The following is a 13,549-nucleotide window of genomic DNA, read 5'->3' as shown; positions in this document are numbered from 1 at the left end:
GGTGCCCGCCAACGGGTTTCGGCGGCGGGTTGCTGTGGGCCGCGGGCGGTGCGGGCATGCTGGCCGCCGCCGAGACGCTCATTCGGCGCGCGGACGCGCAGCACGCCGAACGGGTCCGGCAGCTCGGGCCGATGGGATCGCACGCACCGATGGCCGAGGACGGACTCGGTATCGAACCCGGACTCTCGCCGCTGATCACCAAGGCGGGCAGATTCTATGTGGCCGATGTGAATCCGCGCCCGCCGCGCATCGATCCGAAGCAGTGGCGGCTGCGCATCAGCGGGAAGGTCGCGCATCCGCTGCGGCTGTCGCTGGCGGATCTGGCCGAACAGGCGGTGGAATTCGACGCGGTCATGGTGTGCGTGCACAACACGCCCGGTAAGCATCGCGCCGGGAATGCCCGCTGGTTCGGGGTGCCGCTGACCGCGCTCTTCGACCACGCCATGCCCGAGGCGGCAGCGACCCGGCTGGTGACGCGTGCGGTGGACGGGTACACCATCTCGCTGCCGATGGAGAAGTTGCGCACCGGCGAGCTGCCCGGCTATCTGGTGATCGGTATGAACGGTGCGCCGCTGCCGCCCGAACACGGTTTTCCGGCAAGGGTTTTCGTACCGGGCATCTACGGCCAGTACACCGGGGCCAAATGGATCTCCGAGCTCGAGCTGGCCGACGACTCGCATGTCGACTACTGGTGCAAGCGCGGCTGGACCGATGAAATACTGTGGGTGACACCGCAATCCCGAATCGATGTGGCTTCCAGTGGGCATGGCAGTCCCGGCAAGACCACGGTCGCGGGGGTGGCCTGGGCGCCACCGGACGGCGTCTCCGCCGTCGATATCCGCGTCGATGGAACCGACTGGGCGCCAACCGAACTCGGTGCCGAGTCGGCTCCGGCGGCCTGGCGGCGCTGGCGCACGGTGGTGGATCTGCCGCCCGGCACGCACACCATCCAGGCCCGGGCGACCGGGCGCTCCGGTGCGGTGCAGGACGGCGCCGAGCGACCGCCCTTCCCGTCCGGGCCGAGCGGATTCCATACGGTGACCCTCACCATCTGAGGCGAAGTCATGACATCTGTCATGGACGAACCGTGACGGTCGTGCCGGGTGGGCGCGGACGTCCCGGTCGATAGTGGGGGTATGAGCGCTCCGGAGCCGGACAGCGGCCGCACGGTGCAGGTCCGTGACCTGTGGGGCCGGCGCACGCTGTCGTGCTCTGCGGTAGCGTCCCGCGCTGTGGAGGACAGTCCGGAGAGCATTACGCGACGCCGACGGCTCGGCTGGGTGTTCGCGGCCGTCTGGTCGGTGTATCTGATCGCGCCGCTGCGGACAGCATGGGAGCTGGACGATCCGGCGTCGCGGATCTACACGCTCACCGTCATCATCGCCTTCGGCCTGGCGTACATCGGTTCGTACTGGTATCTGCTGCGCTCGCCGAGCATCGGGCCGATCTGGCCGAGCCCGCCGGGGCGCACCGTATTCCTGATGCTCGGCGTGCAATTCGCGTTCCTGGTCGCGATCGCGGTGACGCTGCACGGGCAGGCGGCGCGGCTGGGCATCTATCTGGCCTCGTTCATCGCCTTCACCCTGCCGATTCCGCTGGGCATCGCGACGCTGAGCGCGGTCATGCTGGCCACGACCGTGGTACCGCAGCTGATCGCGGGCAGCCCACCCGATTACGACACGCTCGAATCAATGGCCATGGCGGCCTTCGCGGTCGGCGGCATCCGCCAGCTGATCCAGCGCAATCAGCAGCTCACCATCGCCCGCCTGCAATTGACCGAGCTCGCCATCGCCGAGGAGCGGCTGCGCGTGGGCCGGGACGTGCACGACATCCTGGGGCATTCGCTGACCGTCATCACGGTGAAAACCGAACTGGCGCAACGACTGCTGGAGGTCGATCCGGAGCGCGCCAAACAGGAGCTGGCCGATGTGGAGCGGTTGGCGCGCGAATCCCTGGCCGGGGTGCGCAGCACCGTGGGCGGACTGCGCGAGGTATCGCTCGCCGGGGAACTCGGCAATGCGCGAACGGCCCTGCGCGCGGCCGAGATCGAGGCCGATCTACCCGACTCCGACACCCTGCCGGTGCGGCACAGCGTGGTCTTCGGATGGGTGCTGCGCGAGGCGGTCACCAATATCGTGCGGCACAGCGGGGCCCGGCACGCCACCGTGCGGGTCACGCCGACCAGTATCGAGGTCGGCGATGACGGCGGCGGGCTGGGTGGGCAAGGCTACGGGTCCGGCCTCACCGGGCTGAGCGAACGGGTGCGCGCCGCCGGGGGCACGCTCACCGTGGCGAATCGCCCGGAGGGCGGATTACGGGTACTGGCAAGCTTTCCGGCGGAACCGATGGGAGACCCGCGATGATCAAACTGCTCCTCGCCGACGATCAGGCACTGGTGCGCGGGGCCCTCGCGGCCCTGCTGAACCTGGAGTCCGACCTCGAGGTGGTCGCCGAGGTGGGCCGCGGCGACGAAGTGCTGGCCGCCGTCGCACGCACCACCCCCGATGTGGCCCTGCTCGATGTCGAAATGCCCGGCCTGGACGGCATAGCCGCCGCCGCGCAACTGCACACCGCCCACCCGGCGGTCCGCATCCTCATGGTCACCACCTTCGGCCGCCCCGGCTACCTGCGCCGCGCCATCGACGCCGGAGCCAGCGGCTTCGTGGTCAAGGACACCCCCGCCCGCGAACTGGCCGACGCCGTCCGCCGAGTCCATATGGGCCTGCGCGTAGTGGACCCCGCCCTTGCCACCGAAACCCTCACCGCCGGAACCTCCCCCCTCACCACCCGCGAACGCGAGGTCCTCGCCGCCGCCTCCCACGGCGCCACCGCCGCCGCCATAGCCAAATCCCTGCACCTCTCAGAAGGCACGGTCCGCAACCACCTCTCCTCCGCCATAGGCAAAACCGGCACCCGAACCCGCGCCGAAGCCGCCCACACCGCCGAACGCCTCGGCTGGCTGTAACCCCACCGCGCGCAGGTTAGAAGCGGCCGCCGCGGCTGATGCGGCGGGAGCCGTCGGAGCCGCCGTAGGAGCCGGGGCCGTAGGAGCCGCCGCCGAAACCGCCTCCGCCGCTGCGGGATCCGCCCATACCGCGGAGCATGCCGTCGATGAGGATGCCGCTCAGGACCGCGCCGGTTTGGGAGTTGGAGCCGGGCTGTCGGGATTGCCACTGTTCGACGGCGGCCTGAGCGGTGACCAGGGCGCGGGTGCCGAGTTCGGTGGCGCGCTGGGCGGCGGTAAGTGCCTGTGCGGGATCGGATTCGGCCAATCGCTGGGCTTGGTCGAGGCTGCGCTGGGCCTCGGCGAGGCGGGTGCGGGGTTCGGCGTCGACGCCGCCGCGGCGGGTGCTGATGAAATCGGTGGCGGCATTGATCTGGCTGCGCGCGGCGGTGACGGCCTGCTCCAGGCGGCGGGCCAGATCCTCGGCGGCGAGTTTGCGATCGGTGGCCGCGGCAATCGCCTTGTCCAGCACGGTATCCGCGGCCACCGCCTGCTGGAAGGTGCCGAGGGGATTGTTCGCGCCCTCGGTGCTGGCCCGGTCGAGGGCGGTGCGGGCGGTGGTGGCGGCCGCCGCCAACTCCGGTCCGCCGTGCCTGGCGAGGGTCGCGGCGGTGCCGAGATCGTGCCGCAGTTCCTCGATGATGCCGGGCAACCCGGCGCGCGCCTGTTCGATATCGGTGGCGGCGGTATCGACCGCATCCAGCAGTGTGCGTGCGGTATTCACCGCCGACTCGGCCGAGCGAATGGCCGCCACCGCCGCCCCCTGCTGGCCGACGGGTCGTGCCACGGCGCTGCGGCCGTCCTGAATCCCCTTCTCCGCGAAGCTGATTCGCTCCCTGGCCATATTCACATTGTCGCGAATGGGTGCGAGCACCGAGGCGGGCTGGGCGGCCGTCAACTGTGCGAGGGTGGCCTCGGAACCCGGCACCCGGGTGGTCAGCTCCACCACGTCGCGGGTCAAACCGTCCAGGCGTTCCCCCGCATTGATGAGCAGATTCCGCATGGCGTCGAATTCGCTGACTTTCGCGTCGAGTTCCTGATCGGCGCGCCCGCAGGTGCTGATCAAATCGACCAGCATGGCCCGTTGCTGGTCCGGAGTTTCGGGAATATCGTCGTCGAGTTGCTGGCGGATGGAAAAGGCTTTGGCGAGCGCGTTCTTCGCCGCGTCGAGCGCCGCGGTGAATGGCGCGGTGGCGGTCGCGCCGAATTCGTCGGTGGCGAGCCGCAATTCTTCGGCGCTGGTGCGAATCGCATTGTCGGTATCGACGAGCAGCTCTTTCGAGCGCGCGTCCAGCGCCGCCGGCGGTAATGCCCCGAGCGCTCCCGCATCCGCCGGATCGACCTTGCGCGCAGCCTCCAACTCGGCCCGCCCGCGCCGCGCCTTGCGCCCCCGCGACCACAGCAGCAGCCCGCCGACCAGCAGCGCGACCACGAGCACCAGCCCCAGCAGCACCCAGACGCTCAACCCGCCGCCGGAGTCGTTCATGGCCGCGGACAACCCCTGGGCCGTCGCGACCGCCGCCCCCGCCCACTCCCCGGCGCGCAGCGTCGGCTCGACCTGATCACCCAGCAGTCGATCGAGCTCCTCATCGCTGACCGAGGACGGCGCACTCCCGGTGAACGCGTACCCGCGATCGTCGACGGCGACCGAGAGCAGCACATCGCGATCCCCGAAGTTGGAGGCCCGCGCGGTCTGCTCACCCCAGCTCTGCGCGTCCAATCCGCCGAAGTCGCGCACATACACGACCCACAGCCGCTCATGGTCTTTCGCGTAGAGCGCATCGATCGCCGACTGCACCTGCGCGGTCTGCCCGCCGCGCAACGCGCCCGCCAGATCGGTGACATAGCTGGGCAGCCGCTGGGGCTGCTCGGCACCCGCCGGCGCGGCCGTCCCGGCGAGAACGATCAAGGCCGGCACGAAGCCGGACAACAGCGTGGAGAGCTGCTTCGGTAGCCGCATCAGATGAATCTATCCGCCGGATGCGAGCCACGAGGTTTCTTCCGGTCACCCGTGTCGGCGGCCATGACTACGATCAGAGGGGTGATCACGATCGATACCTCGTACACAGGTCATGTCGCCCCCGGTTCGGACCCGCAGCAGCGGAGCGTTCCCGGTGCCCGCATCGTCAAGATGTCGGTCGGCGCGATGGATAACAACGTGTACCTGGTGCAGTGCGAGAGAACGGGATCCACGCTGCTCATCGATGCCGCCAATGAGGCGGAACGCATTCTGGAACTGCTGGCCCAGCAGGCCCCCGACGGCGTCGAACTGCTGGTCACCACGCACCGCCATCCGGACCACTGGTGGGCGCTGGCCGATGTGGTCGCCGCGCGCGAGATCCCGTCCGCCGCGCATGAACTCGATGCCGAGGCGCTGCCGGTCCCGCCGAGCCGCGTGCTCACCGACGGCGACAAGATCCGCATCGGCGACCTGGAGTTCGAGGCCATTCACCTGAGCGGGCACACCCCCGGCTCGGTGGCGCTCGCCTTCACCGATGGTGACGACCGCACCCACCTGTTCACCGGAGATTCGCTGTTCCCCGGCGGCGTCGGCAAAACCGGCTCCCCGGCGGAGTTCGCCTCGCTGCTGGGCGATGTGGAGTCCAAACTCTTCGCGCGCTATCCGGACGACACCGTGGTGTACCCCGGCCACGGCGACGACACCACCCTCGGCGCTCAGCGCCCACAATTGCCCGAGTGGCGGCGGCGCGGTTGGTAAAACTCCGGAACCGCGACCCCGAGCCCGCCTGGGCTCCGCCGCCGGTCGGTAGATCCCGTGATGGCTTCGCCGCGGGCACCCTGCGCTGGGCGCGCCGACTGCTGGTCGGCGCGCTACTCATGGGCCTGCTGGTGATCTGCGGTACCGCGGTGCGGGTCTGGCAGGTGGCCCGCATCGACGATTGGGCGACCGCCGACGCCATCGTGGTGCTCGGCGCGGCGCAGTACGACGGCACCCCGTCCTCGGTATTCCAGGCTCGATTGGATCAGTCGTACAAACTGTTTCAGAAAGGAGTCGCCCCGCTCATCGTGACGGTGGGCGGAAAACAGGTGGGGGACAACTACACCGAGGCCGCCGCGGGCAAGCTGTATCTGGAGAATCGCGGCGTCCCGGCCGAGCGCATCCTGGCCGTCGAGACAGGTTCGGACACCCTGCAAAGCGTGGAGGCCGTCTCCAAAGCGCTACTGGCGCGCGATAAGTCGTCGGTGGTGCTGGTGAGCGATCCCTGGCATTCGCTGCGCACCCGCACCATGGCGCGCGATGCCGGACTCGCGGCCTGGACCGCGCCGACTCGGACCGGCCCGGCGGTGTACACGCGGGAATCGCAGGCGCACGGCATATTTCGCGAGACCTTCGCACTGCTGTGGTACCAGTTGACCCACTATTCGGCCGATTTCACCTACACGGCGGAGCAGTGATCATGAGTTCGCGAATCGATTACGACCGGGTCTACAGCGAGCACGATCGGGAGCGGCTGGTCCCCGAGACCGATCGCACGGCCGGGCTCAGCTGGTCGCCCGCCCCGGCCCGGCGCAGTGAATTCGCCCGCGACCGGGCACGGGTGCTGCATTCGGCGGCACTGCGCCGACTCGCCGACAAGACGCAGGTCATGGGTCCGCGCGATGGCGACACCCCGCGCACCCGGCTCACCCATTCGCTGGAGGTCGCGCAGATCGGGCGCAGTATCGCCGACGGGCTGGGCTGTGATCCGGATCTGGTGGATCTGGCCGGGCTGGCGCACGATATCGGGCATCCGCCGTACGGGCACAATGGTGAGAAGGCGCTCGACCAATTCGCCGACGCGCACGGGGGTTTCGAGGGCAATGCGCAGAACCTGCGGATTCTGACCCGGTTGGAGCCGAAGGTCTTCGACGAGCACGGGCACAGTTTCGGGCTGAACCCCACCCGGGCCGCCCTGGACGCGGTCATCAAATACCCTTGGGGCAGAACGGGTCCCGGAACCAAATTCGGGGCGTACGACATCGATATGGATCGCCTGGCGTGGGTGCGCAAGGGCGCGCCCGACCGGCGGCAATGCCTGGAATCCCAGGTCATGGACTGGTCCGACGACGTGGCCTATTCGGTGCACGACGTCGAGGACGGGATCATTGTCGGCCGGATCGATCTGCGCGCGCTCGCCGATCCCATCGAACAGGCCGCTCTCGCCGAACTCGGTGCGCGACAGCACAAGTCATTGACCGTCGACGAATTGGTCGCCGCCGCACAGCGCCTCTCCGAACTGCCGGTGGTGGTCGCGGCGACCGCGTACGACGGTTCGCTCCGGGCCTCGGTCGGCCTCAAACGCCTCACCAGCGATCTGGTCGGCCGATTCGCCACCGCCGCCGTGGAAGCCACCCGCGCGGCCTGGGGCGGCCGCCAATTATGCCGCTACACAGCCGATCTGGAGGTGCCGCGGATCGTGGCGGCCGAGGTCGCGGTGCTCAAGACCATGGCGCTGCGCTATGTGCTCTCGGACCCCATCCACCAGGTCCGTCAGGCCGGACAGCGCGAGCGCATTCTGATGGTCGCGCAACACCTGTCCGATATCGCGCCGCGCGGCCTGGACCGCCTGCTGCTGCCCTGGTGGGAGGAGGCCACCGACGATTCCGCCCGGGTGCGGGTGATCGTCGATCAGATCGCCTCGTACACCGAAAGTCGCCTGGAACGGGTGGCCGCCGTAATCCCCTGATACATAGGTTTCGCGGACCGAATCGGAAACCGCTACGGTGAGCGGGCACATGAGCTGAGAGCGGGCCGATCGGGCTCGCGGAGGGGGGATCGTGGATCCGAATCCGCCGGAACATCCGAATACGCCGGGGCCGGACAAGCCCGTCGAGCTGGGTAAGCCGCTCGAGCCGGGACAGCGACCGCCCGCGGATCCGACCGTGGTCGCCTGGCCGTCCGGACAGCATCAGAATGTGGACCCGACACAGCAGGGCGTGCCCGGCCGGCAGGGCTGGGGACAGCCCGCCGATCAGCAGCAGTGGGGTCAGCCCGCCGCCGGTCCGCAGGGCTGGGGTCAGCCGGCCGATCAGCAATCGTGGGGTCAGCCCGCGCAACCCAACACCGGTGGGCAGTGGCCCAATCAGCCCGATCCGGGCGCGCCGTACGGTGCGCAGCCCTCATATCAGGGGGCCGCGCCGTATCCGGGCTATCCGGAGAATCCGGCCTACGGTCAGCCGTATCCGCAGCCCGGCCCGTACTCGGGGACCCCGGGGTATCCGGCCGCGCCGTATTCGGGTCCGCCGCAGGGCACCAATGGTTTCGCCATTGCCGCGCTGATCACCGGCCTGCTCGGCATGTGCCTGCTCTCGGTGCCGTTCGGTGTGATCGCGCTGAGTCAGATCAAGGATCGCAATCAGCAGGGCAAGGGGCTGGCCATCACCGGCTTGGCGCTCACGGGTGTGTGGGCCGTGGTCGGCGTGGTCATCTTCGCGGTGGGCGTCTCCGGCAGCAAGGACTCCTCCACCGACTCGTACTCGCCGCCCTCGGTGAACTTCACGCCGCCGTCGATCAATTTCTCGACGCCGTCGCTACCGACGACCACCGCGTCATCGGGCGGGTACACGCTGCTGCGCAATCTGAAGGACGGCGATTGCGTGAACGGGGTGCACCGCAAGACCTCGATCAGCGGCGCGACCGTCACCCCCTGCAGCGGACCGCACGACGCCGAGGTGTTCCTGAACTTCTCGCTGCCCAGCTGGACCGGGGATCAGCAGTCCAAGGATTACGCCGAGACCAAATGCTCGGAGGTGTTCGATCGGATCGACGCCAAGACCTCGGGGCTGAGTTACCTCTACTATCGGCCGCATTCGCAGTCGGAGTGGAGTACCGATCCGACGGTGCAGTGCGTGGCCATCAATGACAATGAGACGCAGTTGACGGGCAAACTGCCGCGTTAACCGCAGTGCTCGATATAGCGGGCGATGGTTTCGGCGGGCGGGCCGTCCGCCAGGAGGCGGCCCTCGTCGAAGACCAATACGCGGTCGAAGTCGGCGAGCAGATCGAGATCGTGTGAGATGACCACGATCCGCTGCGGAAGTTCGTGCAGCAGTTGGCTTATGCGGCGTTTGTTGCGCAGGTCCAGCAGCGTGGTCGGTTCATCGAAGACGACGTAGTCCGGGCGCACCGACAGCACCGCGGCAATAGCCAGGAGTTGTTTCTGGCCGCCGCTGAGCAGGTGTGCGGGATGCTGGCCGAACTCGGTGAGACCGTATTCGGCCAGCACCTCCGAAACCCGTTGCGGTATCTCGGATTTGGCGAGGCCGTGGTGTTTGAGGCCGAAGGCCAGATCCTCGGCGACCGTCGGCATGACGATCTGCACATCCGGATCCTGGAAGACGAAGCCGACCCGGCGGCGCACCGCCCGGCCCTGTTTGCGGGTGTCGAGGCCGTCGACTCGCACCCGGCCCTTCGTGGGAACCTGGAGGCCGTTCAGCAGCCGCGCGAAGGTGGATTTGCCCGAACCGTTCGAGCCGATCACGGAGATGCGCCGCTCGGTCAGTGTCAGGTCCAGCGGGGCCAGCACCTCGCGCTCGCCGAAACTGTGTGCGACGCCGTCGAGTTCGATCACGCGCGCGCCGGAATCATCGGATAGGCCCGGCGCACCGCGAGGGCGGCGAGTGAGCCGATAACGGTCTTCACCAGATCACCGGGCAGGAACATCACCGAGGTGACGATCGCCTTGTGCAGCGAGATATGCGCGGCCACGGCCATCCACGGGATACCGATGGCGTAGAGCACCACCGCACCGCCGAGAAAGTTGATCGCCAGGGCGATGGGCAGGTTGTACTGCCGCCACAGTCGTTCGGTGAGCAATCCGATCACCAACGCTCCGATCGGGTAGGCGATGACGAACCCACCCGTCGGGCCCATGATCACCGAGAGTCCGCCGCGGCCGCCCGGCAGCACCGGCAGGCCGATGAACACCAGTGCGTCGAAGAGCAGAATCGCCAGCGCACCGCGCTTCGCGCCCAGGATCGCGCCCGCCAGGATCACGCCCAGGGTTTGTGAGGTGAAGGGTGCGAACGCACCCGGAAGTTGAATGAGCGGGAAGAACCCGAGCACCACCATGATTGCCGCGAACAGCGCTACCTGCGCCAAATCCCTACTACGCACCGGGGAAGCTTAAAGGGGCCGTGGTCCGTAGTGATCGGCCACGTCCCGTCCGCACATTTTCGGCAATCGTTCAGTCGAGGCCGCGGGCATCCAGGGCCTCGCCGACCTGATCGGCCATCCGCAGGGTCCGGATCAGCAAGGGGATAAGGAATACGGTGCTGCGCTCGATGCCGCGGGCGCGCTGGGCGGAGCGGACCAGCTCGGCCTGTTCGCGGATGACCGGGATGAATCGGATGGTCATGGCGACCAGCAGGCCGACGCGATCCGGGCGCACCCCGAGGGGGCGCAGTGGGCGCAGGGCCGTTTCGATGGTGTCGATCATGGCGGAGGTTCGCGTGGTCAGCGTGACCAGATTGGCGAGCAATACCAGCGTGAGTAAACGCTCGCCGACCACGACTCCGCTCTGCCAGCCGGTGAACAGCAACTGCGCGATCATGATCAAGATCAGGAACGGGGTGAGGCTCACCACCTGTTTCGCGGTCGCCCGCCACGGAATCCGCGCCACCGCGTACAGCAGCAGGACGACGGCCAGCGCGAGCGCGAGCCACGGTATCGACCGGACGAAGAACAGCGCCGTGCCCGCCACGGCGAGGACCACGAGTTTCGCCCCGGCGGGCACGGTATGCACCGGCGTCCGGGCGTCGTGGTAGAGGCTGAGCACCGGTAGATCCTGGCATGCGGGGTTCGGGGCATTCGGTCCGGTGTCCAGCCGTGCGTCCCGGTCCCGCGCGCCGCCGGCGCGCGGCTAGACTCGCCCCGTGGCAGGCCGACTTCCAGACCGCGATATCGCGGCGATTCGTGAACGCGCTCGGATCGAGGATGTGGTCGGCGAGTACGTGGCGCTCAGGCGTGCCGGTGCCGACTCCATGAAGGGGCTCTGTCCCTTCCACGACGAGAAATCGCCGTCCTTCCATGTGCGCCCGAATCATGGGCATTTCCACTGCTTCGGCTGCGGTGAGGGCGGTGACGTCTTCGCTTTCCTGCAGAAGATCGAGCACATCGGCTTCGTCGAGGCCGTCGAGCAGGTGGCCGACAAGCTCAACTACAAGATCAATTACGAAGGTGGCGGCACCTCGGTGCAGCGCGACCGCGGCACCCGCTCGCGGCTGGTCGCGGCCAATGCCGCGGCGCACGAGTTCTATATGGCCAAGCTGGGGGAGCCCGAGGCCGAGATGGCCCGCAAGTACCTCACCGACCGCAATTTCGATGCCGGCGCGGCGCATCAGTTCGGCTGCGGTTATGCGCCCGGCGGCTGGGATACGCTCACGAAACACCTGCTGCGCAAGGGATTCGAGTTCAAGGAGCTGGAGGCGGCGGGGCTGTCCAAGCAGGGGCAGCGCGGGCCGATGGACCGGTTCAACCGGCGGCTGCTGTGGCCCATCCGCAATCTCGGCGGGGAGGTGATCGGCTTCGGCGCGCGCCGACTGTTCGACGACGACACCATGACGGCCAAGTACATCAACACCCCGGAAACGGTGCTGTACAAGAAGTCCCAGGTGCTGTTCGGGCTGGATCTGGCCAAGCGCGAGATCGCCAAGGGGCATCAGGCGGTGGTGGTCGAGGGCTACACCGATGTGATGGCCATGCATCTGTCCGGCGTGAAAACCGCTGTGGCGTCCTGCGGTACGGCCTTCGGCGAGGAGCACCTCGCCATGCTGCGCAGGCTGTTGATGGACGACAATTTCTGGCGCGGCGAGATCATCTACACCTTCGACGGTGACGCGGCCGGACAGGCGGCGGCGCTCAAGGCGTTCTCCGGTGATCAGAAGCTGGCCGGGCAGACCTATATCGCCGTGGCCCCCGACGGCCTGGACCCGTGCGAACTGCGCCAGCGCAGCGGCGACGGTTCCGTCCGCGATCTGGTGGCGCGCCGGGTTCCGCTGTACGAGTTCGTGATTCGCGGTCTGCTGGCCGAACACAATCTCGATACGCCCGAGGGACAGGTGGACGCGCTGCGGCGCGCTGTGCCGGTGGTGGCGCAGATCAAGGACAACGCGCTGCGCAAGGCGTACGCCACCAAGCTCGCCGGTTGGGTGGGCTGGGACGATATCCAGATGGTGGTGCGCCGGGTCGGCGACGAGGCGCGCAAGAACGCCCGCGGCGGTTCGGCGGCCGGTACCGCTCGCCGTGGCATTCCCGAACGTGAAGCGCCGCAACCGGTTACCGAACAGGTCGCCACGCGACCGAGTCCGCGTGATCCGGTGCTGGCCCCCCAGCGCCAGGCCCTGGCCGCCGCCCTGCAATACCCGGCCTTCGCGGGCCCGGTCTTCGATTCGCTTGAACCGGAGGCGTTTACGCATCCGGCCTACGTGGCCACCCGCGCCGCGATCGCCGAAGCGGGCGGCACCGCAGCGGGTTTGGGCGGCGCGGAGTGGGTCGCGGCGGTGGCCGACAACACCGACGATCTCACCATGCGCGCTTTGGTGTCCGAATTGGCCGCTGAGCAACTTCCGGTCAAATCCGAGGCCGATATCCCCCGCCTGGTCACCGGCGTGCTGGCGCGCGTCCAGGAGGCGTGGGTCGGCCGGCAGATCGCGGAGTTGAAATCCAAACTCCAGCGCATCTCCTCCACCGAACAATCCGAGGCGTACTTCGCCCTCTTCGGCGACCTCGTCGCCCTGGAGCAGTACCGCAAGAGCCTGCTCACCCAGGCCATGGGCAACTCCGAGGATTTCGGCGGCCGCTAGCCCCTGACGCGACGAACACCCGAATTCGGCTGCGCTCCAGCCAACTTCGGGTGTTCGGTACGTTCTGTGTTCCGCTACCGCCGCAACTGGTCGTGCGGCACCAGAATGGTGGTCCGCTCATCGAGCGGCTCCATGGGCTCCAGCTTCGGCTGCGTACTCAACTTGTCCGACAGACGCTGCCGCGAAACCTGCACCAGCTTCCGTGTGACCGGACTCTCACTGATCGCACGGGTAGTCTTACTGATCTGCTCATACCGGGCTCGCCCGGCCTTCGCGCCCAGCACATACCCGGCCGCGACGCCGATGATCAACCGCAGCATGTCGAGAAGCTCCTCCCGTTGGCCTGTCCGCGTGTACATCCTGCCCGAAGCCCCGCCCCCTGTCGACGCCGCCCCTCCACCCGCATGTCCCCAGGTAGAAGCACGATTTGGGAAGTGAACAACCCATACGCTAAAGTTTTCTCCGGTCGCCCGAGAGGGAGACCGGGAACAATCCCCTATAGCTCAATTGGCAGAGCAGCCGACTGTTAATCGGCAGGTTTCTGGTTCGAGTCCAGATGGGGGAGCAAGAATAATGGCCCCTGACCAGGGAATCTGGTCAGGGGCATTATTCGTTCGGCCCCTTGATTGGACTCCGTTCCAAGAAAACCCAAGAATTCGCCGCTGAATGTTTCGTCGACCCGGTGTCGTCGAAGTCCGGCCAGGGTCGTCTGACGGTGTCGCAGGATGGTTCCGAGCAGTG

At 67.9% G+C, this 13,549-nt stretch carries 13 protein-coding genes and 1 tRNA gene; 9 read left to right on the top strand and 5 right to left on the bottom strand.

Translation table 11 applies throughout. From position 1 onward, the window contains the following. The 3 genes from NA10_RS12570 to NA10_RS12560 all read left to right on the top strand — a co-directional run. Positions 1–1,055, top strand: a 1,055-nt coding sequence (locus tag NA10_RS12570; RefSeq protein WP_157556439.1) for a molybdopterin-dependent oxidoreductase, incomplete at its 5' end; no start/stop codon positions are given. Positions 1,056–1,136: 81 nt separating this feature from the next. Beyond that, positions 1,137–2,363: a sensor histidine kinase gene (locus NA10_RS12565; protein WP_084514562.1), complete on the top strand. Its 1,227-nt coding sequence runs from the start codon at positions 1,137–1,139 to the stop codon at positions 2,361–2,363. Further along, a complete protein-coding gene (locus tag NA10_RS12560; protein WP_067567495.1) occupies positions 2,360–2,965 on the top strand; it encodes a response regulator transcription factor in 606 nt (201 codons plus the stop codon). The genes NA10_RS12565 and NA10_RS12560 overlap by 4 nt, the downstream gene beginning before the upstream one ends. A gap of 16 nt (positions 2,966–2,981) precedes the next feature. Here NA10_RS12560 and NA10_RS12555 read toward each other — a convergent pair whose 3' ends face one another. Continuing rightward, positions 2,982–4,964: a TPM domain-containing protein gene (locus NA10_RS12555; protein WP_067567492.1), complete on the bottom strand. Its 1,983-nt coding sequence runs from the start codon at positions 4,962–4,964 to the stop codon at positions 2,982–2,984. Between the two features lie 63 nt (positions 4,965–5,027). On the opposite strand from NA10_RS12555, the gene NA10_RS12550 reads away from it, so the two are divergent. From NA10_RS12550 to NA10_RS12535, 4 genes are all read left to right on the top strand, one after another. Beyond that, positions 5,028–5,723 (top strand): MBL fold metallo-hydrolase, encoded by a 696-nt coding sequence (locus NA10_RS12550; RefSeq protein ID WP_067567489.1) that lies wholly within the window; start codon positions 5,028–5,030, stop codon positions 5,721–5,723. A 119-nt stretch (positions 5,724–5,842) separates the two neighbouring features. After that, positions 5,843–6,421, top strand: coding sequence for a YdcF family protein (locus NA10_RS12545; protein ID WP_084514573.1), 579 nt, complete (start codon positions 5,843–5,845; stop codon positions 6,419–6,421). 2 nt (positions 6,422–6,423) lie between these two features. Beyond that, positions 6,424–7,692 (top strand): deoxyguanosinetriphosphate triphosphohydrolase, encoded by a 1,269-nt coding sequence (locus tag NA10_RS12540; RefSeq protein WP_067567585.1) that lies wholly within the window; start codon positions 6,424–6,426, stop codon positions 7,690–7,692. A gap of 91 nt (positions 7,693–7,783) precedes the next feature. After that, the gene (locus NA10_RS12535; RefSeq protein ID WP_067567486.1) at positions 7,784–8,905 is read left to right on the top strand and encodes a DUF4190 domain-containing protein; all 1,122 of its coding nucleotides are present in this window, start codon (positions 7,784–7,786) and stop codon (positions 8,903–8,905) included. Here the strand turns inward: NA10_RS12535 and NA10_RS12530 are convergent. The 3 genes from NA10_RS12530 to NA10_RS12520 form a co-directional block, all read right to left on the bottom strand. Continuing rightward, positions 8,902–9,576: an energy-coupling factor ABC transporter ATP-binding protein gene (locus tag NA10_RS12530; RefSeq protein WP_067567483.1), complete on the bottom strand. Its 675-nt coding sequence runs from the start codon at positions 9,574–9,576 to the stop codon at positions 8,902–8,904. The two genes, NA10_RS12535 and NA10_RS12530, sit on opposite strands and share 4 nt — an antisense overlap. Further along, positions 9,573–10,121, bottom strand: a complete 549-nt coding sequence (locus NA10_RS12525; RefSeq protein ID WP_067567480.1) for a biotin transporter BioY — start codon at positions 10,119–10,121, stop codon at positions 9,573–9,575. The genes NA10_RS12530 and NA10_RS12525 overlap by 4 nt, the downstream gene beginning before the upstream one ends. Positions 10,122–10,191: 70 nt before the next feature. After that, positions 10,192–10,782 (bottom strand): energy-coupling factor transporter transmembrane component T family protein, encoded by a 591-nt coding sequence (locus NA10_RS12520; RefSeq protein WP_067567477.1) that lies wholly within the window; start codon positions 10,780–10,782, stop codon positions 10,192–10,194. A 97-nt stretch (positions 10,783–10,879) separates the two neighbouring features. Here NA10_RS12520 and dnaG point away from each other — a divergent pair, with 97 nt between their 5' ends. Next, positions 10,880–12,808 (top strand): DNA primase, encoded by a 1,929-nt coding sequence (gene dnaG, locus NA10_RS12515; RefSeq protein ID WP_067567474.1) that lies wholly within the window; start codon positions 10,880–10,882, stop codon positions 12,806–12,808. Positions 12,809–12,882: 74 nt separating this feature from the next. Here the strand turns inward: dnaG and NA10_RS12510 are convergent, their stop codons facing one another. Beyond that, positions 12,883–13,128, bottom strand: a complete 246-nt coding sequence (locus NA10_RS12510; protein WP_067567582.1) for a hypothetical protein — start codon at positions 13,126–13,128, stop codon at positions 12,883–12,885. A 172-nt stretch (positions 13,129–13,300) separates the two neighbouring features. On the opposite strand from NA10_RS12510, the gene NA10_RS12505 reads away from it, so the two are divergent. Further along, positions 13,301–13,373: transfer RNA gene (locus NA10_RS12505), tRNA-Asn, on the top strand. The last annotated feature ends 176 nt before the right edge of the window (positions 13,374–13,549 follow it).

It is taken from the genome of Nocardia acidivorans NBRC 108247 (assembly GCF_001625085.1).
Classification (GTDB): domain Bacteria; phylum Actinomycetota; class Actinomycetes; order Mycobacteriales; family Mycobacteriaceae; genus Nocardia; species Nocardia acidivorans.
Note: the sequence above shows the minus strand (reverse complement) of the source record. Positions and strands in the feature narration are given on the sequence as shown.

Bases quoted from the DNA above. Each gene is read 5' to 3' on its own strand.
- NA10_RS12565 (WP_084514562.1), top strand. From the start codon at position 1,137: ATGAGCGCTCCGGAGCCGGACAGCGGCCGCACGGTGCAGGTCCGTGAC.
- NA10_RS12560 (WP_067567495.1), top strand. From the start codon at position 2,360: ATGATCAAACTGCTCCTCGCCGACGATCAGGCACTGGTGCGCGGGGCC.
- NA10_RS12555 (WP_067567492.1), bottom strand. From the start codon at position 4,964: ATGCGGCTACCGAAGCAGCTCTCCACGCTGTTGTCCGGCTTCGTGCCG.
- NA10_RS12550 (WP_067567489.1), top strand. From the start codon at position 5,028: ATGACTACGATCAGAGGGGTGATCACGATCGATACCTCGTACACAGGT.
- NA10_RS12545 (WP_084514573.1), top strand. From the start codon at position 5,843: ATGGGCCTGCTGGTGATCTGCGGTACCGCGGTGCGGGTCTGGCAGGTG.
- NA10_RS12540 (WP_067567585.1), top strand. From the start codon at position 6,424: ATGAGTTCGCGAATCGATTACGACCGGGTCTACAGCGAGCACGATCGG.
- NA10_RS12510 (WP_067567582.1), bottom strand. From the start codon at position 13,128: ATGCTGCGGTTGATCATCGGCGTCGCGGCCGGGTATGTGCTGGGCGCG.